Below are 22131 nucleotides of genomic sequence, written 5' to 3'. Positions count from 1 at the left end.
CCGCCCGTCCCCCGGCCCGCCCTGCGGCCCGCCCTGCGGTCCCTCCCCCTGCCCCTCCACCGGTCTGTCCCCGGGCCCGTCCCCCGTCCCGGCCCCCAGCTCCAGGGTCTCCCGCCAGAAGTGGCAGGCGCTCGCCCGCCCGGGAGCCACGTCGTACAGCGGCGGCTCCTCCGTACGGCAGATGTCCCGGGCCAGGGGGCAGCGCGGATGGAAGGCGCACCCGGGTGGGATGGCCAGCAGATTCGGCGGCAGGCCCTTGATCGCGTACAGCTCCCGCCCCTTCTGGTCCAGGCGCGGGATCGACCGGAGCAGCCCCCGGGTGTACGGGTGGGCGGGCGCCCGGTAGATGTCGTGGACGGGCGCCGTCTCGACGATCCTGCCCGCGTACATCACGGCGATCCGGTCGGCCACGTCGGCGACCACGCCGAGGTCGTGGGTGATGAGGATCAGCCCCATGCCCAGTTCCCGCTGGAGTTCGGCGAGGAGTTCCATCACCTGGGCCTGGACGGTGACGTCGAGGGCGGTGGTGGGTTCGTCGGCGATGATCAGGGCGGGCTCCAGGGCCAGCGCCATGGCGATCATGATCCGCTGGCGCATGCCGCCGGAGAACTGGTGGGGGTACTGGCGCACCCGTTCGGCGGCGCCGGGGATGCCGACGCGTTCCATCAGGTCGACGGCGCGCTCGCGGGCCTCCTTCCGTCTGGCGCCCCGGTGGACGATGAACATCTCGCCGAGCTGGTCGCCGACGCTGAGCACGGGGTTCAGCGCCGACAGGGCGTCCTGGAAGATCATCGCCATGCCGGGGCCCCGGATCGCGCGCCGTTCGGCCTCGCCCATCGTCAGCAGGTCGCGGCCCTGGAAGCGGATCTCGCCACGGGTGATCCGGCCGGGGGGCGTGTCCAGGATGCCCATGACGGCCTGGGCGGTGACGGACTTCCCGGAGCCGGACTCGCCGAGCACGGCGAGGGTGCGGCCCGCCTCGACGGAGTAGTCGACGCCGTTGACGGCCCGGGCGACGCCGTCGCGGGTGCGGAACTCGATATGCAGGTCCTTGACGTCCAGCAGCATCACGGGCTCCTCGGCGGCGGTCGGCTTCAAGAGGGGGACGGGGCTCAGCGCAGTTTGGGATCGAGGGCGTCACGGACCGCGTCGCCGAGCATGATGAACGCGAGGACGGTGATCGCCAGCGCCCCGGCGGGCCAGAGCAGCATGTGCGGGGCGTTGCGGATGTACGGCGAGGCGGCCGAGATGTCGATGCCCCAGGAGACGGTGGGCGGTTTCAGGCCGACGCCGAGGTAGGAGAGGGTCGCCTCCAGCGAGATGTACGTCCCGAGGGCGATCGTGGCGACGACGATCACCGGGGCGACGGCGTTGGGCGCGATATGGCGCAGCAGCATCCGGGTGTTGGAGGCGCCGAGGGCGCGGGCGGCGTGGACGTAGTCGTTCTGTTTGACGGTGATGACGGAGCCGCGCGCGATCCGGGAGATCTGCGGCCAGCCGAGCAGCACCATGAAGCCGATGACGGGCCAGACGGTGGTGCTGGTGACGACGGAGAGCAGGACGAGTCCGCCGAGGAGGACGGGGATGCCGAAGAAGATGTCGGTCACCCGGGAGAGGACGGCGTCCCCGGTGCCGCCGAAGAAGCCGGCGAGTCCGCCGAGGAAGGAGCCGAGGAGGGCGACCCCGAGGGTGGCGCAGACGCCGACGGTGACGGAGGCGCGGGCGCCGTAGACCGTACGGGTGTAGACGTCGCAGCCCTGGCCGTTGAAGCCGAAGGGGTGGCCGGGCTGGGAGCCCTCCTGGGCCTTGGCCAGATCGCACTGGAGGGGGTTCCCGGAGGCGATGAGGGAGGGCCAGATGGAGATGACCACCAGGAAGAGGATGATCAGCCCGGAGACGACGAAGACGGGGTTGCGGCGCAGATCGCGCCAGGCGTCGGACCACAGGCTGCGCGGTTTCTCGCCGGGCCCGCTGCCCAGGGGGCCGGGGGCCGGCCGGCCCTCCAGCGTCTCGGCCTCGGTCAGCGCGAGGTCGGTGCCCCCGCCCGCGCCGGTGGGGGCGATCGCCTGCCCGGCCTCGAAGTCGGGGAGCGGCTCAGGCATAGCGGATCCTCGGGTCGAGTACGGCGTACAGGAGGTCCACCAGCAGGTTCGCGATCAGGAAGATCAGCACCAGGATGGTCACGAAGCCGACCACGGTCTGGGTGTTCTGGCGGACGATGCCCTGGTAGAGCTGGTAGCCGACGCCGTGGATGTTGAAGATGCGCTCGGTGACGATCGCCCCGCCCATCAGGGCGCCGATGTCGGCGCCGATGAAGGTGACGACGGGGATCAGGGAGTTGCGCAGCAGATGGCGGGTGACGATCCGGCGGCGCGGCAGTCCCTTGGCGCGGGCGGTGCGGACGTAGTCGGCGCGGGCGTTCTCGGCGATGGCGGTCCGGGTCAGCCGGGTGACGTACGCCAGCGAGACGGACGCGAGCACCAGGCCGGGGACGATCAGCTCGTCGAGGGTGGCGGCCGGGGAGACGGCCGGTTTGATGATCCCCCACTCGACGCCCAGGAGGAACTGGAGCAGCAGCCCGGTGACGAAGGTGGGGACGGAGATCACGACGAGGGTCAGCAGCAGGACCGAGGTGTCGACGGGCCGGCCCCGGCGCAGTCCGGTGAGCACGCCGAGGGTGATCCCGATGACGATCTCGAAGAAGATGGCGACGAGGGTGAGCCGGAGGGTGACGGGGAAGGCGTCGGCCATCAGTTCGGTGACCGGCTGGCCGTTGAAGGCGGTGCCGAAGTCGCCGGTGAAGACATTGCCCATGTAGGTGAGGTATTGCTGCCAGACGGGCTTGTCGAGGCCGAATTCCTGGCGCAGCCGGGCGGCGGTGGCGGGGTCGCACTGCCGCTGTCCGCACAGCCCCTGGATGGGGTCGCCCATCACATTGACCATGAGGAAGATGAGCAGGGTGGCCCCGAAGAAGACCGGGATCATCTGGAGCAGTCGCCGGATCACATAACGTCCCATGGGGCCTCCCGCTGACCGGCTGTCCGGCTGACCGGCTCAGCCGACCGTGATCTCGTTGTAGACGGGCACGCTGAACGGGTTGAGGGCCACGTTGCCGACGCGTGCCGAGTAGCCCGCGCTGCCGTTCTGGTACCAGAGCGGGATCGCCGCCATCTGGTCCCGTACCACCTCCTCGGCCTGCTGGAAGAGGCGTACGGCCGTCGGCTGGTCGGATTCGGCGTTGGCGCGGTCGACCAGCCGGTCGAAGCCGGGGTCGCTCCACTTGCCGTCGTTGGAGGACGCGTTGGTGTAGTAGAGCGGCTGGAGGAAGTTCTGGATCAGTGGGTAGTCCATCTGCCAGCCGGCCCGGAAGGGGCCGTCCATCCGGGACTGGGTGATCTGGTTGCGGAAGTCGGCGAAGGTGCCGACCGGGTTGCCGACGCAGGCGCTGTCGCGGCCGAGGGCGTTGTTGACGCTGTTGCAGACGGCGTCGACCCACTCCTTGTGGGAGCCGGTGTCGGCGTTGTACGAGATCGTCATCCGGCCGCCGGGGATGCCGCCGCCCTCGTCGACGAGCCGGCGGGCGGCGGCGGGGTCGTAGACGCAGGCGTCGCCGCAGAGGGTGGGGCTGAAGCCGCCGTCGGTGCCGAGGACGGGTGAGGTCCAGTCCTTCGCCGGGGTGCGGGTGGAGCGGAAGATGGTCCGGGTGATCTGTTCCCGGTCGATGGCGCGGGAGATCCCGGTGCGCAGCTTGGCGCCGCCGGGGGTGTTCCACGCCGGGTCGTAGTAGGGGAAGGCGAGGGTCTGGATGATCCCGGCGGGGGTGTTGATGTACCGGCCGTCGAGGTCCTTGCGGACGTTCTTGAGCTGGGCGGCGGGCACATCGTCCACGAGGTCGAGATTGCCGGAGAGCAGCGAGGTGTACGCGGTGTTGTTGTCGGTGTAGACGATGAGGTCGACGCCGCTGTTGCGGGCCTTGTCGGGGCCGGGGTAGTCGTCCCGGGTCCGCAGCGACATGGCGGAGCCGCGCGCGTAGGAGTGGACGGTGTACGGGCCGTTGCCGACGGGCTTTTCCAGCCAGGCGGCGTGGTCGTCGAAGAAGGCCCGGGGCAGGGGGGCGAAGGCGGCGTAGCCGAGGGTGTCGGGCCAGGTGGAGAACTTCTGGGAGAGGGTGACGGAGAAGGTCCGCTCGCCCGTGATCTTCAGGCCGGACAGGGTGGTGGCCTTGGGTTCGCCGGTGTCGGGGTGGACGTCGGCGTAGCCCTGGATGTAGCCGAAGAAGTAGGCGTTGCGCTGGTTGTTGCGTACGTCGGCGCCGTAGTTCCAGGCGTCGACGAAGGAGCGGGCGGTGACCTTCTCGCCGTTGCTGAAGGTCCAGCCGTCCTTGACGGTGATGGCGAAGGTGGTCGAGTCGGTGGTCTCGATCCGCTCGGCCAGCATGTCCTGGGCGGCGCCGGTGCGCGGGTCGTAGCGCTTCAGCCCGCGGAAGATCATGTCGAGGACCTTGCCGCCCTGGACGTCGTTGGTGTTGGCGGGCTCCAGCGGGTTGGGCGGGTCGCCCCAGGAGGCGCTGACCACGCCCTGGGTGGTGCCGGCGCCGCCGCCGCAGCCGGTGGCGGCCAGGGCGAGCGCCAGCAGGGGTGCGGCCCACCGGAGGTACGGGGTGCGGCGCATCCGGTGCCTCCCGTGTCTCCTGTGTCTCCCGTGTTCCGTGGGCGGCGGACCGTACGGCGGGGCCCGGCCGGGGCCCGGGGGCTCCGGCGGCCGTCGTACGGTCGCTCAGGACCGAATATCGCCCCGGGCCCGGCACCGCGCACGCCGGGCGCCGCCGTCCGGCTGAGCGGGACGGCGGCGCCCGGGGGAATGCGGGAGGTCCGCTCAGGCGGCGGGGACGGGGAGGGTCACTTCCCAGGTGTCCACGGCGAAGTGGGTGGCCATGCCGTGGGCCTCGTACAGCCGCAGAGCGCCGCTCTCGTTGGCGGTGTCGACGCCGAGGCCGATGCTGTCGCGGCCGAGTTCCGCATAGACGGTGAAGGCGTGCCGCAGCAGATGCCCGGCGATGCCCCGGCCGCGGAACTCCTTGCGGACCCCGAGGTTGTTGATCCAGCCGTGGGCCGTGCGGTGGTTGCTGGTCACCATGGCGGCGACATCGCCGTGGCCGTCGAGGGAGGCGATCCACACCAGCGGCCAGTCGATCAGTTCGCCCAGGTCGGCGAGCCACTTGTGGTAGTCGCGGGGCTGGTGGTCGAAGTGCTCGGCGAAGGTCTCCTGGAGCAGGGCGTGGGCGGCCCTGCGGTCCTCCTCGGCGGTGCAGTCCCGCAGGGTGAGGCCCGCCGGGGCGGCCTGGACCGGGGCCGGGTCGGCGGCGTCGGCGGTGGGGGTGAGCGGCCGGGTGAGGACGTGGTAGCGGCGGACGGCCGACCAGCCCCGGGCGGTGATCAGCGCGGTGTCCAGGGTGGGGTTGGTGTTCAGGTGCATATGGACGACGGCCCGCCCGGCCCCGTTGCCGGCGGCGCGGCGGACGGCCTGCGCCTCCATCAGGTCGAGCAGCCGCCCGGCCGCGTCCTGGTGGCCGGGGAGGACATACTGGTCCATGTCGATGCGGTCGGCGCCGGAGTCGTCCCACATCAGTCCGTAGCCCACCAGCTCCTCGCCCCGGAAGGCGAGCCACGAGTTCTCCGCGAGGGCGGCCTCGGGGTGGACCAGGTCGGCCTCCACCGAGCCGAGGTCGGTCTCCTCACGGCCGATCTCGATCATGTCCACGGCGTTGAGCAGCCGGCACACGACGGGGGCGTCGGCGGGTACGGCGGGGCGAATGGTGAGGTCCATCCGCTCACTGTCGGGCCCGTACGCGAGCCGCCGCAACGCATTTTCGCCGCCGCGGGGCCCGGAACGCATGGCCCCGGAAAAGGGGGATCCCCGGCCACCGCGAGGGTGACCGGGGATCGCCGGAGATCGGGGAACGAAAGGCCTCAGCCCTTCTTGCCCTCGCCCTTGCCGTCCTCCTCCAGCGCGGCGAGCGCCGGGTCCAGGACCACGTCCTCGGTCCGCTGGAGCGTGGGCTCCTCGGGGAAGTGGCAGGCGGTGAGGTGCCCCTCGGGGCTGCCCGAGAGCTGCACCAGCGGCGGCGCCTCCGACGCGCACTTGTCCTGCGCCTTCCAGCAGCGGGTGCGGAAGGGGCAGCCCGACGGCGGCATGATCGGCGAGGGGACGTCGCCGGAGAGCCGGATCCGCTCCTTCTTCGCCGCGTCGACGTCCGCCTCCGGCACCGCCGAGAGCAGGGCGTGCGTGTACGGGTGGCGCGGGTGGGTGTAGAGGGAGTTGCGGTCGGCCACCTCCATCACCTTGCCGAGGTACATCACGGCCACGCGCTGCGAGAAGTGGCGGACCACGGCGAGGTCGTGCGCGATGAAGAGGAAGGCGATGCCCAGCTCGCGCTGGACGTCCTGGAGCAGGTTGACGACCTGCGCCTGGATGGAGACGTCGAGCGCGGAGACCGGCTCGTCCGCGACGATCAGCTTGGGCTCCACGGCGAGGGCCCGCGCGACACCGATGCGCTGGCGCTGGCCGCCGGAGAACTCGTGCGGGAAGCGGTTGTAGTGCTCCGGGTTGAGACCGACGGTCTCCAGCAGCTCCCGGACCCGCTTCTCCCGGCCGCCGGCCGGGTTGATCCCGTTGACCTCCATCGGGCTCTTGATGATGGTGCCGACGGTCTGCCGCGGGTTCAGCGACGAGAAGGGGTCCTGGAAGATCATCTGGATCTCGGACCGGATCGGCGCCAGCTCCTTGCGGCTGGCGTGGGTGATGTCCTGGCCGGCGTACTTGATCGTGCCGCCGGTCGGCTCCAGCAGCCTGGTGACCAGGCGTCCGGTGGTCGACTTGCCGCAGCCGGACTCACCGACGAGACCCAGGGCCTCGCCCGGGTACACCGTCAGGTCCACCCCGTCGACGGCCTTCACGGCGCCGACCTGGCGCCGGATGGGGAAGCCGCCGTAGATCGGGAAGTGCTTCTGGAGGCCCTCGACGGCGAGCAGTGGCTCGCCCTTGTTCTCGGGGCCCTTGGATTCCTGCTGCTTGGGCAGAGTGACGTTCTCGCTCATGTCTCTGCGTCTCCTAGCCCAGCCGGGGCTTGATCTGATCGATGAAGATGGACTGCTTCTGGTCCGGCGTGAGGTGGCAGGCAGCCGCCCGGCCGGCAGGCAGGTTCGGTCGCTCGCTCGTGCACAGACCGCCGTCCACCTCGGCCGTGAAGCCGCAGCGAGGGTTGAAGGCGCAGCCCGGGGGCGGGTTGAGCAGGCTCGGCGGGGAGCCGGGGATCGGCACCAGCGGCTCGTCGAGGTCGCCCCCGAGTCGCGGCATGGAGCTGAGCAGGCCCCAGGTGTAGGGGTGCTTGGGCGTCTGGAGCACCTCGCGCACGGAGCCGCGCTCCACGGCCCGTCCCCCGTACATCACCAGCAGGTCGTCGGCCATGTTGGCGATGACGCCCAGGTCGTGGGTGATGAAGATGATCGCGGAGCCGAACTCCTGCTGGAGGTCCTTGAGCAGGTCCAGGATCTGGGCCTGCACGGTCACATCGAGCGCGGTGGTCGGCTCGTCGGCGATCAGGAGGTCGGGGTCGCAGATCAGCGCCATGGCGATCATGGCGCGCTGGCGCATACCGCCGGAGAACTGGTGCGGGTAGTCGTTGAAGCGGGTCGCGGGCTGCGGGATGCCGACCTTGGCCAGCATCTCGATGGCGCGCGCCTTCGCCTCCTTCTTGGAGGCGCCGGTGTGCTTCATGTACGGCTCGGCGATCTGCCGGCCCACCGTGTAGTACGGCGAGAGCGCCGTCAGCGGGTCCTGGAAGATCATCGCGACCTTGTTGCCGCGGAGCTTCTCCATCTCCCGCTCGGGGGCGTCGACCAGTTCCTGGCCGTCGAGGTAGATCTCGCCCGAGACGGCGGCGGACTTCGGGTTGTGCAGCCCGAGGATGGTCAGGTTGGTCACGGACTTGCCGGAGCCCGACTCGCCCACGATGCCCAGCGTCTTACCGCGCTCGACGTCAAAGGAGAGCCCGTCGACCGCGCTGACGATGCCGTCCTCGGTGGAGAACCGCACCCTCAGGTCGCGGACCGAGAGGAAGGCTTCGGGCCCGGTCGGGGCCGGTGTGCCCTCGGTCTTGGTCTTGGTGGTCACGGTCGGTTCTCCTAGCTGAGGCGCACGCGCGGGTCGATGTAGGCGTAGGCGAGGTCCACGAGGATGTTCAGCAGCAGGATGAAGAACGCGCCGAACAGCATCACGCCCATGGTGAGGGGCAGGTCCTTGCCGAGCGAGGAGTTCACCGCGAGACGGCCGATACCGGCCAGGTCGAAGGTGAACTCGGTGACGACCGCGCCCGCGAGCAGGCCGCTGAGGTCCATGCCCAGGATGGTGACGATCGGGGTGAGGGAGCCGCGCCAGGCGTAGCGGAAGAACACGTACTTCTGCGACATGCCCTTCGCCCGTGCGGTGCGGACGTGCTCCTCCTGGAGCTGTTCGATCATCGTCGAGCGGGACATACGCGTGTACTGGGCCGTGAAGATGGTCGACATCACGAGCCAGGGGATGAGCATGCCGACGGCCCAGCCTGCCGGGTCCTCGGTGAACGGCACGTACTTCGGGTTCTCCATCCAGCCGGTGCTGTAGACGAGGATGCCGAGGACGATCGGGCCGAGGAAGTAGATCTGGAACGAGCTGAGGACCATGGAGGCGCCGCTGACGATGCGGTCCAGCGGGGTACCGCGCTTCCAGGCGGCGAGCAGACCGGAGCCGAGGCCCAGGGTCAGGAAGATGACCAGACCACCGACGGTGAGCGAGAGCGTCAGCGGGAAGCGGTCGACGATGGAGTCCCAGACAAATTCCCTCGTCTCGAAGGAAATGCCCAGGCAAGGGGCGGAGCAGTGGCCCTGCGCGAAGTCCCGGCCGGTCAGGATGCCGCCCATGAACTCCCAGAACTGGGTCGTGATCGGCTTGTCGAGGCCGAGGTTCTCGCGGATGACCGCGATGTTCTGGGGCGTGCAGTTCTTGCCGCAGGCGAGTTGGGCGAAGTCCTGGGGGATTGTGTAGAACAGGAAGAACGTGAACGCGCCGATCAAGAACATGATCACTACTGCGCCGGTCAACCTGCGGATGAGGAACTGAAGCATCGCGGAAGGCTGCTCTCTACGAAGGCGGCGGGGCTTTGAGACGTGGGCCCGTGGGGGTGCGCTCCGCCTGGCACGCACCCCCACGGATCATCCGTGGACCTCAGTCTTGTGGACCGGTCTTACGGCTGCTTCAGGTACAGGTCGTTGATGTCGATGTAGCTCGACTCGGTGCTGTACTTGACGCCACCGACGTTGGAGCCGGAGAGCTGGATCTGCTTGGAGTAGTAGACCGGGGCGGCCGGGTTGATCTCCTCGACGATCCGCTTGTGGACTTCCTTCCACTTCGCGAGAGCGGCGGTCGGCTCCATGGTCAGGGCCTCTTCGATGCCCTTGTTGACCTGCTCGTCATTGATGTGCGAGTAGTTCGACGCGCCGTCGTAGATCAGCTTGCCGTCGTAGACCGGGGTGATGACGGTCGACGGGGACGGCCAGTCCTGGCCCCAGCCGGTCATGTAGAGGTCGAACTGGTTCTTGACGACACCGATCTGGGTGTAGAAGGTGGCGCGGTCGATCTCCTTCGACTGGACGTCGAAGCCGATCTCCTCAAGCCGCTTCTTGATGATGACGGCCTGCTTCTGGCCACGCGGCGTGTTGGAGTGCGCGTAGGTGAGCTTGGTGCCCTCCGCGACGCCGGCCTCCTTCAGCAGCTCCTTGGCCTTGGCCACGTTGCCGTTCGGGTTCTTCAGCTTCTCGAACGGGTCGTACGAGGGGTCGAAGCCGGGCAGCGTCGGGCCCATCAGACCGCCGGCCGCCTCGCCACCGTACTTGCCACCGTCGGCCGCGATCATCTGCTGGGCCGGGAGCGCGTGGGTGATCGCGTCACGGACGCGCTTGTCCTTGATGCGGTCCAGGTTGAAGGTCATCTGCCAGACGTAGGGCTGGTAGCCCTTGACGCTGCGCTTGTTGACCTCGGGCTTGGTGACGACATCCTTGATCATCGTGGGCTCGACCGAGTCCGTGAACTGGATGGCGTTCTTGGCCTCGCCCTGGTCCGCGATCAGACGCTTGGTCTGGCTGCCCTGGTCGATGGTGAGGGTGAAGTCGTAGCCGTCCACGTACTGGTGGCGGACCGCGTCGGTCTTCGGGTCCCACTGGTCGTTCTTGACCAGCTTGATGGACTTGCCCGGCTTGTACTCGGCGATCTTGTAGGGGCCGAGCGCGACGGGGGCCTTGTCGTACTTCTCCTTCGTGTCCGCCTTCTTGGGCACGATGGAGTAGCCGGCCATGGCCAGCGCCTGCGGCAGGTCGGGCTGCGGCTGCGTGAACTTGAAGACGACGGTCTTCGCGTCCGGGGTCGCCAGCACGCTGTCCGGGAGGCTCTTGCCCTTGTAGGGGCCGTCCGGCAGCGCCTTGCGGTAGTCCTTGCCCGAGAGCCAGCTCTGGACGAACGACGGTCCGTCCGAGATCAGCTTCGAGTACATCCGCTCGATGGAGTGGCGGACGTCCGCGGAGGTGATCAGGTTGCCGTTCTGGTCCTTGATCCCCTCCTTGAGGGTGTAGGTCCAGGTCTTCTTGTCCGCCGAGGGCTTGCCGGCGTCGGTGGCGATGTCACCGACGACGGTCAGGTTGCCCTTGTCGTCCTCCTGGAAGTTGGTCAGACCACGGTGGATCAGGTTCGCGAACTGGCCCGCGTCACTGACGTAGATCTGACCCGGGTCCATGTGGGAGAGGTCGGACTGCGTGTAGACATTGATCGTGCCACCGCTCTTGGCCCCGGGGACCTCGGCGGCAGGGCCGGTGGAAGCGGCGGCGTCGCCGTACTTGACCGGCTTCGACTGCGCTGCGGCGTCCGTCTGCTTCTTGGACTCGTCCGTGGCATTGCCGTCATTGCTGGAGCAACCGGTGAGTGCCATGGAGCCGGCCGCGGCAGCGACGACTATGGCACGCACCGAGCGTGAGCTAAGGGGCTTCATGTGCTCGTTGCACCTACCTGTCCGTTGTGATTCATCAATCGCTGCCTGACCGTCCGGTTGCCCGGCGCGGGGGCGGCAGCCACCCCCGCCCTAGGACGTCACCGTCCGGTCTTGGGGTCGAACGCGTCTCGAACCGAGTCGCCGAGAAGGTTGAACGACAGAACGAAGACCACCATGGCGACGCCGGGGAAGAACATGAACCCGGGGTTCTGTTCGTAGACATCTGCACCGATGGCGAACATCCGGCCCCAGTCGGGGGTCGGCTCCACGAAGCCGACGCCGACGTAGGAGAGGAAGGCGATCGAGAGGATGGAGCTGGGCAGGGTGTAGGTGCCCTGGACCAGGATCGGCGTGACGATGTTCGGCAGGATCTCCTTGCGGACGATCCGCCAGCGCGAGGCACCCGACACCTTGGCCGCCTCCACGAACTCGCGCTCCCGCAGCGAGAGCACGGAGCTGCGCACCAGACGGGCCATGGACATCCAGCCCAGGAACCACATCACCAGGATGATGGCGACGGCCCGCATGTAGGTGGGGGTCTCGTCGGTCGGGGAGACGAAGAGCGCGGTCACGACCGGCATGAAGGCGATGAAGAAGAGCTGGTTCGGGAAGGCGAGGAAGAAGTCCGTCGTCCGGCCGAGCCAGTAGTCCACCTTGCCGCCGAAGTAGCCGCCGACCATACCGATGATCACGCCGGTGAGGACGCACAGGAAGGTGATGACCAGCGCCATGTAGAGCGAGGTGCGCATGCCGTAGAGCAGCATGGTGAACACATCACGGCCCAGGTTGGGCTCCACGCCGAACCAGAAGTCCCCGGAGACGCCGCCGAAGGTGCCCACCGGCATCGAGAAGTCGTCGAGGATGTTCTCGTAGCCCGGCTCGGCCGGGTACAGCGTGTACGGGTCCTTGCCGTAGATCTTGGAGATGACCGGCGCCAGGGCGGCGATCACGAAGAAGAAGATCACGACGCCGGCGGAGGTCATGCCGACCTTGTCACGCTTGAAGCGCGTCCACATGAGCTGGCCGGGCGAACGACCGGTGTGGGACGCGGGGTCCGCAGCGGCGTCGTTCTCGGTCGCGTTCTTCTTGTCCAAGGTGACAGAGGCGTCCGTGGCCTCGGTCTCGATTGGACTGGTCATGATGTGTCCATTCACGGGTGTCGGGTGACCCGCGGTCCTGCGTACGACGGGAACGACGGCGAGTGGGTGCACTCGTGCCGTCGGAGCTGTCGTGTGACGTTTCCCCCCTGCCGGCCACCCCCGTGGAACGGGTGCGGCCGTACTGCCTCATGCCCGTGGTTCAACCACGGACAAAAGGACTGGAAAGTGCGTCAATAGGGATTGATTCCACCCTCAGGAGCGCGAGCCGAGCGGTTGACCGGGGCTCAGGATCGGCGGCCGACGTCGGCGGCCGGCCTGGATGGAATGCGCTGGAAACCGGCCGTACAAGCCATCTGCGACGACCCGACCCCACTGGCGCTCGTGGCACCGCGCATGGGTTCCTCCTCATGAGTCCACGTGTTCACTGCAAGGCTGGGCACATGACACCCGCCGACACCCCTGACGGCGAAGAGCTTGTACCCCGTGTGCTCGTGAGTCGGCGCTCCCCACAGCGCATGACCCGTTGACCCGAGCTCAGTGAAGCCAACTATTGGGTAAGTTCGGGCTGTAAACCACACTTAAAGCATCTCGTTTTGGCAACATCAGCGAGGGGCTGGGTACCAAAATTCGGACAAAGGGATCGCAGACAGACACCCCCGAAACGGACTGTTAATACAAGTTTCCGGTGAGCTACGCCCGATAGTCGGACAGACGGGGTACGAAAACCTCTTGACGCGGATCGGGCGATCGTCGTTCTGTCCCGGGGAGTCTGCCTCGGGGCGGGCGCACGCAAACGGCCCGGCCGTCCCCCGTGCGAGGGGGACGGCCGGGCCGTTTTCGGTCAGTCGGCGCCGCCCGGCCGGGCGGCGGCGGCTCAGCCGTGCTTGGCGCGGGAGGCGGCGCGGGCGCGCTCGCGGGCGTCCAGGTTCACCTTGCGGATGCGGACCGCCTCAGGGGTCACCTCGACGCACTCGTCGTCGCGGCAGAACTCCAGCGACTGCTCCAGCGACAGCTTGCGCGGCGGGACGATCGCCTCGAAGGAGTCGGCGGAGGAGGAGCGCATGTTGGTGAGCTTCTTCTCCTTGGTGATGTTGACGTCCATGTCGTCGGCGCGGGAGTTCTCACCGACGATCATGCCCTCGTAGACCTCGGTGCCCGGGTCCACGAAGAGGACACCGCGCTCCTGGAGGTTGGTCATCGCGAAGGCGGTGACCGAGCCGGAGCGGTCGGCGACCAGGGAACCGTTGTTCCGCGTGGTCAGGGTGCCGAACCAGGGCTCGTGGCCCTCGTGGATGGAGTGGGCGATACCGGTGCCGCGGGTGTTGGTCAGGAACTCCGTACGGAAGCCGATCAGACCCCGGGAGGGCACGACGAACTCCATGCGGACCCAGCCCGAGCCGTGGTTGGACATGTTGTCCATGCGGCCCTTGCGGACGCCCATGAGCTGTGTGACCGCGCCCATGTGCTCCTCGGGGACGTCGATGGTCATCCGCTCGACCGGCTCGTGGACCTTGCCCTCGACCTCGCGGGTGACCACCTGGGGCTTGCCGATGGTCAGCTCGAAGCCCTCGCGGCGCATCTGCTCGACCAGGATGGCCAGCGCCAGCTCACCGCGGCCCTGCACCTCCCAGGCGTCCGGGCGCGCGGTGTCCAGGACGCGGAGCGAGACGTTGCCGATCAGCTCGCGGTCGAGACGGTCCTTGACCTGGCGGGCGGTGACCTTGCGGTCCTTGACCGCGGCCTTGGCGTCGGCGCCCTTGCCGGTGCCGCCCCGGCCGACCAGCGGCGAGGTGTTGGTGCCGATGGTCATGGAGATCGCGGGCTCGTCCACCGTGATCAGCGGCAGCGCGATCGGGTTCTCCGGGTCGGCCAGCGTCTCACCGATCATGATGTCGGGGATGCCCGCGACGGCGCAGATGTCGCCGGGGCCCGCCACCTCGGCCGGCTTGCGGGTCAGGGCCTCGGTCATCATCAGCTCGGTGATGCGGACATTGGCGACGGTGCCGTCCCGCTTGATCCACGCGACGGTCTGGCCCTTGCGCAGCTCGCCCTGCTCGACCCGGAGCAGCGCGATACGGCCGAGGAAGTTGTCCGCGTCGAGGTTGGTGACGTGGGCCTGGAGCGGCGCGTCGTCCTCGTAGGTCGGGGCCGGGACGCTCTCCAGGATGGTGGAGAAGAACGGCTCCAGGCTGTCGCTGTCGGCCGGCACGGTGCCGTCGGCCGGCTTGGTCAGCGAGGCGACGCCGTCGCGCGCGCAGGCGTAGACGATGGGGAACTCGATCTGGTCCTCGTCGGCGTCCAGGTCGAGGAAGAGGTCGTAGGTCTCGTTGACCACCTCGTCGATGCGGGAGTCCGGGCGGTCCGTCTTGTTGATGCAGAGGATGACGGGCATCCGGGCCTGGAGGGCCTTGCGCAGGACGAAACGGGTCTGCGGCAGCGGGCCCTCGGAGGCATCGACCAGCAGGACGACGGCGTCCACCATCGACAGGCCGCGCTCGACCTCACCACCGAAGTCGGCGTGGCCGGGGGTGTCGATGATGTTGATCGTGATGGGCGCCCCGCCGTCCTTGGGGTGGTACTTCACCGCCGTGTTCTTGGCGAGGATCGTGATGCCCTTCTCACGCTCCAGGTCGTTCGAGTCCATCACCCGGTCATCGACCTGCTGGTGGGCGGCGAAGGCTCCGGCCTGCTTCAGCATGGCGTCGACCAGGGTGGTCTTGCCGTGGTCGACGTGGGCGACGATGGCGACGTTACGGATGTCGTGGCGCGTGGGCATGCTGGCTGGCGCTTCTCTCGATCGTGGGATGCGGCGTGTGCTGCGGCGTTGTGCTCGTACGCCCTGCCGGGGCGGACGCGCCACGGCTCACTCCCATGGTACGGGGCCTTCGCGCGGGGGGCCTCCCGGTCCGTGGGGAGGGCCTGGACCGGGGCAGGAGAGGGGGGACGAAACGGGAGAAGCCAGTCCGGGACGGGACGGGGGCGGGGTGGGGTGCCGACGTTCTTGAACTCTGGTCAACGGCCGCACACGATCTTGCCCGCCGGGGCGCCGGCGGGCAAGAGAGTTTGAGGCTGTTCTGAGGTTATGGAAGAACCCTGGCTAAATCGGCCCGGTCTCCTCGGAGCGGCACGGTCCGGAGGGGCACGGGATCAGCCCTCGGCCTCCTCCTCCTTCGCCTCCTTCTCCGCTTCCTTCTCTGCCTCTGCGTCCTTCTCCTTCTCCGCGTTCCCGGTGCTCCCGGCGTTCCCGGCCTTGGCCTGCTTCTTCGGGTCCGGCTTGGCGAAGCCGATGTCCTGGTAACGGGGGGTGGCGAGGCCGAAGGCCCCGGCGTTGCGCACGTCCGGCCGGACCGCCACCAGCTCGGGGCGCTGGTAGAGCGGGATCGACCCGGCGGCCGCCCAGATCCGGGCGTCCGCGCGGCGGACCAGGTCACGGGCCTCGTCCTCGTCCAGCTCGGCCGCCGCCTGCTCGAAGAGCTGGTCGATGTAGTCCGTACCGACCCGGGTGTAGTTCTGCTCCACCAGCAGGGACCCGTCGTCCGCGGGCTGCGGCTTGGCGAAGACGGGACGGGCGTCGGTCGCCGGGAAGGCGGTGGCGGGCCACGAGTAGAGGGCCAGGTCGTAGCGGCCGGCGGCGATGTGGTCCTTGAAGTAGTCCGCGTCCGGGACAGTCCTCACATCGGTCCGGATCCCGATCCTGTCCAGCATCCGGACGATGCGCCGGCCGACGGCCCGCAGGGACTCCGCGCCGGGGCCCTCGGGCAGGACGAGACGGAGCGCGAGGGGCTTGCCGTCCTTGCCGAGGCGGCCCCCGGCGGCGACGGGGGCGGCGGTACCGGCGGGCGCTGCGGTGCCGGCCGGCGCGTACGCCCCGGCGATCCTGTCCCGGGCGCCGTCGCCGGTGTCGGTGCGGGTGTGCCCGGGGGCGGCGGCCCGGGGCTGGACGGCCAGCTCCTGGAAGGCGACGGGCGCGGGCGCGAGCACCTGGGCGTGGGCGCTGCCGGGCCGGTGGTCACCGACGATGTACAGACCGTCGTCGGACGCCGTGTCCGGCTCGCCGGGCGCCCGGACGGCGCTCCGCGGGCCACCGGTGTTCTTGGAGTCCTCCGTGTCCTCCGACTCGGAGCCGTCCTCCTCCTCGGCCTCCTCGCCCTCGGCGCCGGCCGCGGGCGACGCGCTGCCCTCGGCGCCCGCCTCGGCGGGCCGGGACTTCCGCAGCGCCCCGCCGGGCACCCACCCGGCGTCCGCCAGCAGGGCCTGTGCCTCCTGGGGGCTCTGCTCGCCGAGGGCCCCGCTGTTGTCGGTGTACGCGCGCTGTCCGGCGAGGGCGAGGTGGCTGCCGGGCGGTTTCACGGGCAGCCCCAGCGGGCGCAGCACGACCGACGCGAGTTCCTCGCGGTCGAGGGCGCGGGCGATGGCCCGGCGTACCCGGTCGTCGGAGAGCGGGCCGGTCTCCCCGTTCAGCGCGAGCTGGGTCCAGGCGGGCTCCAGGGATCTGCGGACGACGACGCCGTGGAGACGGCCCTGCTCGACGGTGTAGCTGCGGATCGAGGCGGCGGTCCGCTCCCGCGCGGCCTGGGCGGATTCGGCCAGTTCCTCGTCGGAGCCGTAGGCGAGTGCCCAGGAGCGCAGTGCGGCGGACGGGGTCAGGGCGACCTGCGGGCCGTGGGCGGCGGCGTGCCGGAGCCGTACGCCGTCGGGGGCGTGGGCGGGCGGGGCGACGGCGCGCCCCCGGTGGCGGGTGGAGAGGCCGATCCGCTCGGCGGTGGTGCGGTCGATCTCGGCGAGCTGGACCCGGCCGGCCGCGAGGGCGCCGGCCCGCTGGTGGCGCGGTACGGCGTCGAGGACGATCCGGTCGAGTTTGGCGGGCTCCCCCCACCAGCGGGGGTTGCGGACGAGGGTGACGGTGCCGGCCCTGCGGTCGAGGCGGTCCAGGCGGAAGGCGCCGGCGGTGGCCTTGACCGTGGTGCGGGCGCCGTCGTTGAAGGCGGCCGGGGTGCCGGTCACGCTCTTGGGGTAGAGCGGGGTGAAGAGGGACTGCCAGTCGGCGTACGGCCTCTTGAAGGTGACCTTGACCTCCAGGTCGTTGGCACCCTTCTGGATCTCCTGGATCCGGTCGTAGCCGGCGTTGCGCGCGGTCCAGAAGGCGCTGTCCCGGCCGCTGAGGGCCCGCCACTGGGCGGCGAAGTCGGGCGCCCCGACCTCCCGGCCGTCGCTCCACACCGCCTTCTGGTTGATCTTGTAGAGCACCACCTGCTTGGGTTCGCGCTCGACGATCTCGGCCGACTCCAGATAGTCGGGGTTGCGCACGGGGCGCCCGTTGGTGTCCAGGGTGAAGAGGGCGGGCAGCACGGCCTGGGCGACCCGGCCGGTCGTGGCGTCGGCGTCGGCCTGGAAGGTGTTGAGGGTGGTGGGCACGGCGTCGACCGCCCAGCGCAGGGTTCCCCCGTCGGCGACCTTGTCCCGCTCGGCCGCGGCGATGTCCTGGGCGACGGCCCGCCCGGAGGGGTCGTCGGCGGCGCAGCCGGAGAGGGCGGGCAGCGCGAGTGCCCCGCCCGCGAGCAGCGCCACGGAGCGCGCGGTCCGTGCGGTCCGGCGGGCCCGGGGGGTGCCAAGATCCCGGGCGGGCCGGGGGTCTCGCGGTCCGGTCCTCCCGCGTGTCTCGTCGGCCTGGGGCATGGTCTCTACCTCTTCATCCTGTTTCACGGATTTTGGGATGATCACACCTATGTCCGGCCACTGAAGTGGACGGAATGCCCCCGCTCACGCCGACACGGCGCTCTCCTCACCCAAAGTCACCCGTCCAGCGCAGTGACGAGCCGTACACCCTCTGACAAAAATGGAGAAAATGCAGCCACGAAGGCAGAACCCATCGGGGGTTCGCCATGCCCGTGCGGTGTGCGTCCTGAGGCGCGGCGAGATTCCTGCCCACCCTCTTCCCAAGGGGGATGTGACGCGCGACACTCGCAGGCGCATGAGCGACGCCACCCGCACCCTGCGGAAGTGAGGGCACATCATGTCCCAGCAGGAAGAAGACCTGGCCACGATTCGCCACCGCCTCGACGAGCTGATCCAGCGCGTCGGCGAGCTGGAGAGAACCGTCGACCGGCTTCGTGGCGCAGGCGGCCGGTCCGGCGGCGCGGCCGCCGGACGGAAGCCACCGGAGCGGACCGAGCTGGTCACCATCCCCGACGTTCCGTACAACCACTCCCTGTGGACGGACTCGGACGACGAGGGTCTGGGCGTCCGCGACCGGCACGCTCCCTGAACCGGACCCGCCCCCTCAAGGGCGGCCTCTAGGAGACCTCGTTGGCCACTGGCACCGATCGACCACAAATCCATAGCGGCGTGCACGGCGCGACCCGCGCCGCCATCGGCCCCCGCCATCTGCGGACGGACCGATGGTGGCTCGCCCCGGCACTCACCGCGGGCGGCCTGCTCGCCTTTGTCCTCTACTCGACCTGGCGGGCGTTCGCCAACGCGGACTACTACGCGGCGCCGTACGTCTCGCCCTTCTACTCGCCCTGTCTCGCGGAGAACTGCGTCCCGATGAAGGGCGGCCCCAACTGGGAGATCCTCGGCAGCTGGTGGGGGCTCTCCCCCGCACTGCTGATCCTGATCTTCCCGCTGGGCTTCCGGCTCACCTGCTACTACTACCGCAAGGCCTACTACCGGGGCTTCTGGGCCTCGCCACCGGCCTGCGCGGTCGCCGAGCCGCACAAGAAGTACACCGGCGAGACGCGGTTCCCGCTGATCGTCCAGAACATCCACCGCTACTTCTTCTACGCGGCGCTCCCGGTCGCCGGCATCCTCACCTACGACACCGTGCTGGCCTTCCGCGACGAGCACTACGCCTTTGGGCACATGGGCCTCGGCAGCCTCGTCTTCCTGGTGAACATCGTGCTGATCTGGGCGTACACCCTCTCCTGCCACTCCTGCCGGCACATCGTCGGCGGCCGGCTGAAGCACTTCTCCCGGCACCCCGTCCGCTACCGGCTCTGGGGCTGGGTCGGCCGGCTCAACGCCCGTCATATGCAGCTCGCCTGGGCCTCGCTGATCAGCGTCGCGGCGGCGGACTTCTACGTCTATCTCGTCGCGTCCGGCGCCTTCGAGGATCCGAGGTTCTTCTGATGACTCAACTCGAACGGCAGGAATGGGATGTCGTCGTGGTGGGCGCGGGGGGCGCCGGGCTGCGGGCGGCCATCGAGGCCCGGGAGCGGGGCCTGCGGACGGCGGTGATCTGCAAATCGCTCTTCGGCAAGGCCCACACGGTGATGGCGGAGGGCGGTATCGCTGCCTCGATGGGCAATGTGAACTCCGGCGACAACTGGCAGGTCCACTTCCGGGACACCATGCGGGGCGGGAAGTTCCTCAACCAGTGGCGGATGGCCGAGCTGCACGCCCAGGAGGCCCCGGACCGGGTCTGGGAGCTGGAGACCTGGGGCGCGCTCTTCGACCGCACCGCCGACGGCAGGATCTCCCAGCGGAACTTCGGCGGCCACGAGTACCCCCGGCTCGCGCACGTCGGCGACCGGACCGGGCTGGAGCTGATCCGCACCCTCCAGCAGAAGATCGTCGCGCTCCAGCAGGAGGACAAGGCCGAGCACGGCGACTACGAGGCCCGGCTGAAGGTCTTCCAGGAGTGCACGGTCACCCGGATCCTCAAGGACGGCGACCGGGTCGCGGGCACCTTCTGCTACGAGCGCGAGAGCGGCCGCTTCTTCACCCTTCAGGCCCCGGCGGTGGTCCTCGCCACCGGCGGGATCGGCAAGTCGTTCAAGGTGACGTCCAACTCGTGGGAGTACACCGGCGACGGCCACGCCCTCGCGCTGCTCGCCGGGGCGCCGCTGCTCAACATGGAGTTCGTCCAGTTCCACCCCACCGGGATGGTCTGGCCGCCGTCGGTGAAGGGGATCCTCGTCACCGAGTCGGTGCGCGGCGACGGCGGAGTGCTGCGCAACTCCGAGGGCAAGCGGTTCATGTTCGACTACATCCCCGAGGTGTTCAAGGAGAAGTACGCGCAGTCCGAGGAGGAGGGCGACCGCTGGTACGAGGACCCCGACCACAACCGGCGCCCGCCCGAGCTGCTCCCCCGTGACGAGGTCGCCCGCGCGATCAACTCCGAGGTGAAGGCGGGCCGGGGCTCCCCCCACGGCGGTGTCTTCCTCGATGTCTCCACCCGGATGCCCGCCGACGTCATCCGGCGGCGGCTGCCGTCCATGTACCACCAGTTCAAGGAGCTGGCGGACGTGGACATCACGGCGGAACCCATGGAGGTCGGCCCCACCTGCCACTATGTGATGGGCGGGATCGCGGTCGACTCCGACAGCGCCGCCGCCCTCGGAGTGCCCGGCCTCTTCGCCGCGGGCGAGGTCGCCGGCGGTATGCACGGCTCCAACCGGCTCGGCGGCAACTCCCTCTCCGACCTGCTGGTCTTCGGCCGGCGCGCGGGAGAGCACGCGGCCCGGTACGCGGCCGGTCTCACCGGGCGGCCCGCCGTCGCCGACGAGCAGATCGACGCGGCCGCCGCCGAGGCACTGCGGCCGTTCTCCCCCCAGGGGCACGCCGGTGAGGCCCCGCGGGGACACGCCGACGAGGCCCCGGCGGAGAACCCGTACACCCTGCACCAGGAACTCCAGCAGGCCATGAACGACCTGGTCGGCATCATCCGCCGGGAGAGCGAGATGGCGCAGGCCCTCAAACGCCTGGCCGACCTGCGGGTACGGGCCCGCAGGGCGGGGGTCGAGGGCCACCGGCAGTTCAACCCCGGCTGGCACCTCGCCCTCGATCTGCGGAACATGCTGCTCGTCAGCGAGTGCGTGGCCCGCGCGGCCCTGGAGCGCACCGAGAGCCGGGGCGGGCACACCCGCGAGGACCACCCGGCGATGGACCGTGCCTGGCGGTCCGTCAATCTGCACTGCCGGCTCACCGACCCCACGGGCGCCCTGACCGCCGCCGACCCCGCCCGGGGTCAGATCACCCTGGTCCGCCGGACCACCGACCCCATCCGTCCGGACCTGCTCGCCCTCTTCGAGAAGGAAGAGCTGGTCAAGTACCTCCCCGAAGAGGAGCTCTACGAGTGAGTTCGTACCAGGCCAGCTTTCGGGTGTGGCGCGGCGACCAGGACGGCGGAGGGCTGCGCGACTTCTCCGTCGAGGTCCACGACGGCGAGGTCGTCCTCGACATCATCCACCGGCTCCAGGCCACCCAGGCGCCCGACCTCGCGGTGCGCTGGAACTGCAAGGCCGGCAAGTGCGGCTCGTGCAGCGCGGAGATCAACGGGCGGCCCCGGCTGCTGTGCATGACCCGGATGTCCGTCTTCACCCGGGCGGAGACCATCACCGTCACCCCACTGCGGGCCTTCCCCGTGGTCCGGGACCTGGTGACCGACGTCTCCTTCAACTACGCCAAGGCCAGGGAGGTCCCGGCCTTCGTCCCGCCCCAGGGGGTGGCCGCCGGCGAGTACCGCATGCAGCAGGTCGACGTGGACCGCTCGCAGGAGTTCCGCAAGTGCATCGAGTGCTTCCTCTGCCAGGACACCTGCCATGTGGTGCGCGACCACGAGGAGAACAAGCCGGCCTTCGCCGGGCCGCGCTTCCTGATGCGGGTGGCCGAGCTGGACATGCATCCCCTGGACGCGGCCGCCGACGCGGGCCTGGACCGCAAGCGGACGGCCCAGGACGAGCACGGGCTCGGCTACTGCAACATCACGAAGTGCTGTACCGAGGTCTGCCCCGAGGGAATCAAGATCACGGACAACGCCCTGATCCCGCTGAAGGAACGGGCCGTCGACCGTAAGTACGACCCTCTGGTCTGGCTGGGCAACAAGATCGGCCGCCGGAGGTAGCTCCTACGGCCCTGGGCCGTCCGGCGCCCTCACGGGGGCGCCGGACGGCCTTCTTGATGAATTACGCACAAAGGGCGCGGCTCATGGCACAGCGGGCGCGGCTCATGAAGGAG

Annotated in this window: 15 protein-coding genes and 1 pseudogene; 4 read left to right on the top strand and 12 right to left on the bottom strand. The window is 69.6% G+C overall.

Going from position 1 to position 22131, the window contains the following annotated elements; all coding sequences use genetic code 11:
- Positions 1-99: 99 nt before the first annotated feature.
- The 12 genes and pseudogenes from SYYSPA8_RS09300 to SYYSPA8_RS09245 all read right to left on the bottom strand — a co-directional run.
- Positions 100-1068 (bottom strand): annotated as a pseudogene (locus SYYSPA8_RS09300) (ABC transporter ATP-binding protein); the annotation flags it as partial.
- A gap of 44 nt (positions 1069-1112) precedes the next feature.
- The gene (locus tag SYYSPA8_RS09295) at positions 1113-2102 is read right to left on the bottom strand and encodes an ABC transporter permease (protein ID WP_323446547.1); all 990 of its coding nucleotides are present in this window, start codon (positions 2100-2102) and stop codon (positions 1113-1115) included.
- Positions 2095-3018, bottom strand: a complete 924-nt coding sequence (locus tag SYYSPA8_RS09290; RefSeq protein WP_323446546.1) for an ABC transporter permease — start codon at positions 3016-3018, stop codon at positions 2095-2097. Before SYYSPA8_RS09290 ends, SYYSPA8_RS09295 begins: the two co-directional genes overlap by 8 nt.
- Positions 3019-3054: 36 nt before the next feature.
- Positions 3055-4671, bottom strand: coding sequence for a peptide ABC transporter substrate-binding protein (locus SYYSPA8_RS09285; protein WP_323446545.1), 1617 nt, complete (start codon positions 4669-4671; stop codon positions 3055-3057).
- A gap of 204 nt (positions 4672-4875) precedes the next feature.
- Positions 4876-5826: a GNAT family N-acetyltransferase gene (locus tag SYYSPA8_RS09280; protein ID WP_323446544.1), complete on the bottom strand. Its 951-nt coding sequence runs from the start codon at positions 5824-5826 to the stop codon at positions 4876-4878.
- A 143-nt stretch (positions 5827-5969) separates the two neighbouring features.
- The gene (locus tag SYYSPA8_RS09275) at positions 5970-7097 is read right to left on the bottom strand and encodes an ABC transporter ATP-binding protein (RefSeq protein ID WP_323446543.1); all 1128 of its coding nucleotides are present in this window, start codon (positions 7095-7097) and stop codon (positions 5970-5972) included.
- A 13-nt stretch (positions 7098-7110) separates the two neighbouring features.
- Entirely contained in the window at positions 7111-8172 is a 1062-nt protein-coding gene (locus SYYSPA8_RS09270) for an ABC transporter ATP-binding protein (RefSeq protein ID WP_323446542.1), read from the bottom strand.
- An 11-nt stretch (positions 8173-8183) separates the two neighbouring features.
- Positions 8184-9161: an ABC transporter permease gene (locus tag SYYSPA8_RS09265; RefSeq protein WP_323446541.1), complete on the bottom strand. Its 978-nt coding sequence runs from the start codon at positions 9159-9161 to the stop codon at positions 8184-8186.
- Between the two features lie 119 nt (positions 9162-9280).
- Positions 9281-11074, bottom strand: coding sequence for an ABC transporter substrate-binding protein (locus SYYSPA8_RS09260; RefSeq protein ID WP_323446540.1), 1794 nt, complete (start codon positions 11072-11074; stop codon positions 9281-9283).
- Positions 11075-11172: 98 nt separating this feature from the next.
- Positions 11173-12213, bottom strand: coding sequence for an ABC transporter permease (locus SYYSPA8_RS09255; RefSeq protein ID WP_323446539.1), 1041 nt, complete (start codon positions 12211-12213; stop codon positions 11173-11175).
- Between the two features lie 835 nt (positions 12214-13048).
- Positions 13049-14950 carry a translational GTPase TypA gene (typA, locus tag SYYSPA8_RS09250; protein WP_323446538.1) on the bottom strand — a complete coding sequence of 634 codons (1902 nt, stop codon included), beginning with the start codon at positions 14948-14950 and terminating at the stop codon, positions 13049-13051.
- 371 nt (positions 14951-15321) lie between these two features.
- Positions 15322-17850 (bottom strand): ABC transporter family substrate-binding protein, encoded by a 2529-nt coding sequence (locus tag SYYSPA8_RS09245; protein ID WP_407705949.1) that lies wholly within the window; start codon positions 17848-17850, stop codon positions 15322-15324.
- 337 nt (positions 17851-18187) lie between these two features.
- Between SYYSPA8_RS09245 and SYYSPA8_RS09240 the strand changes: the two genes are divergently transcribed.
- Genes SYYSPA8_RS09240 through SYYSPA8_RS09225 form a run of 4 tightly spaced genes read left to right on the top strand, consistent with a single transcriptional unit; the run spans position 18188 to position 22018 of the window.
- On the top strand, positions 18188-18439 hold the full coding sequence (locus SYYSPA8_RS09240; protein WP_323446536.1) for a hypothetical protein: 252 nt from the start codon (positions 18188-18190) through the stop codon (positions 18437-18439).
- Positions 18440-18480: 41 nt separating this feature from the next.
- Positions 18481-19302, top strand: a complete 822-nt coding sequence (locus SYYSPA8_RS09235) for a hypothetical protein (RefSeq protein WP_323446535.1) — start codon at positions 18481-18483, stop codon at positions 19300-19302.
- Positions 19302-21254: a fumarate reductase/succinate dehydrogenase flavoprotein subunit gene (locus SYYSPA8_RS09230; protein ID WP_323446534.1), complete on the top strand. Its 1953-nt coding sequence runs from the start codon at positions 19302-19304 to the stop codon at positions 21252-21254. The genes SYYSPA8_RS09235 and SYYSPA8_RS09230 overlap by 1 nt, the downstream gene beginning before the upstream one ends.
- The gene (locus tag SYYSPA8_RS09225) at positions 21251-22018 is read left to right on the top strand and encodes a succinate dehydrogenase/fumarate reductase iron-sulfur subunit (RefSeq protein ID WP_323446533.1); all 768 of its coding nucleotides are present in this window, start codon (positions 21251-21253) and stop codon (positions 22016-22018) included. Before SYYSPA8_RS09230 ends, SYYSPA8_RS09225 begins: the two co-directional genes overlap by 4 nt.
- Positions 22019-22131: the final 113 nt, after the last annotated feature.

This window comes from Streptomyces yaizuensis, assembly GCF_034961445.1.
GTDB lineage: Bacteria > Actinomycetota > Actinomycetes > Streptomycetales > Streptomycetaceae > Streptomyces > Streptomyces yaizuensis.
Note: the sequence above shows the minus strand (reverse complement) of the source record. Positions and strands in the feature narration are given on the sequence as shown.

What these genes read in the sequence shown, in the direction of transcription:
- SYYSPA8_RS09295 (WP_323446547.1), bottom strand. Translation starts at nt 2,102, where the DNA reads ATGCCTGAGCCGCTCCCCGACTTCGAGGCCGGGCAGGCGATCGCCCCC.
- SYYSPA8_RS09280 (WP_323446544.1), bottom strand. Translation starts at nt 5,826, where the DNA reads ATGGACCTCACCATTCGCCCCGCCGTACCCGCCGACGCCCCCGTCGTG.
- SYYSPA8_RS09255 (WP_323446539.1), bottom strand. Translation starts at nt 12,213, where the DNA reads ATGACCAGTCCAATCGAGACCGAGGCCACGGACGCCTCTGTCACCTTG.
- SYYSPA8_RS09230 (WP_323446534.1), top strand. Translation starts at nt 19,302, where the DNA reads ATGACTCAACTCGAACGGCAGGAATGGGATGTCGTCGTGGTGGGCGCG.
- SYYSPA8_RS09275 (WP_323446543.1), bottom strand. Translation starts at nt 7,097, where the DNA reads ATGAGCGAGAACGTCACTCTGCCCAAGCAGCAGGAATCCAAGGGCCCC.
- typA (WP_323446538.1), bottom strand. Translation starts at nt 14,950, where the DNA reads ATGCCCACGCGCCACGACATCCGTAACGTCGCCATCGTCGCCCACGTC.
- SYYSPA8_RS09265 (WP_323446541.1), bottom strand. Translation starts at nt 9,161, where the DNA reads ATGCTTCAGTTCCTCATCCGCAGGTTGACCGGCGCAGTAGTGATCATG.
- SYYSPA8_RS09245 (WP_407705949.1), bottom strand. Translation starts at nt 17,850, where the DNA reads ATGCCCCAGGCCGACGAGACACGCGGGAGGACCGGACCGCGAGACCCC.
- SYYSPA8_RS09285 (WP_323446545.1), bottom strand. Translation starts at nt 4,671, where the DNA reads ATGCGCCGCACCCCGTACCTCCGGTGGGCCGCACCCCTGCTGGCGCTC.
- SYYSPA8_RS09290 (WP_323446546.1), bottom strand. Translation starts at nt 3,018, where the DNA reads ATGGGACGTTATGTGATCCGGCGACTGCTCCAGATGATCCCGGTCTTC.
- SYYSPA8_RS09260 (WP_323446540.1), bottom strand. Translation starts at nt 11,074, where the DNA reads ATGAAGCCCCTTAGCTCACGCTCGGTGCGTGCCATAGTCGTCGCTGCC.
- SYYSPA8_RS09240 (WP_323446536.1), top strand. Translation starts at nt 18,188, where the DNA reads ATGTCCCAGCAGGAAGAAGACCTGGCCACGATTCGCCACCGCCTCGAC.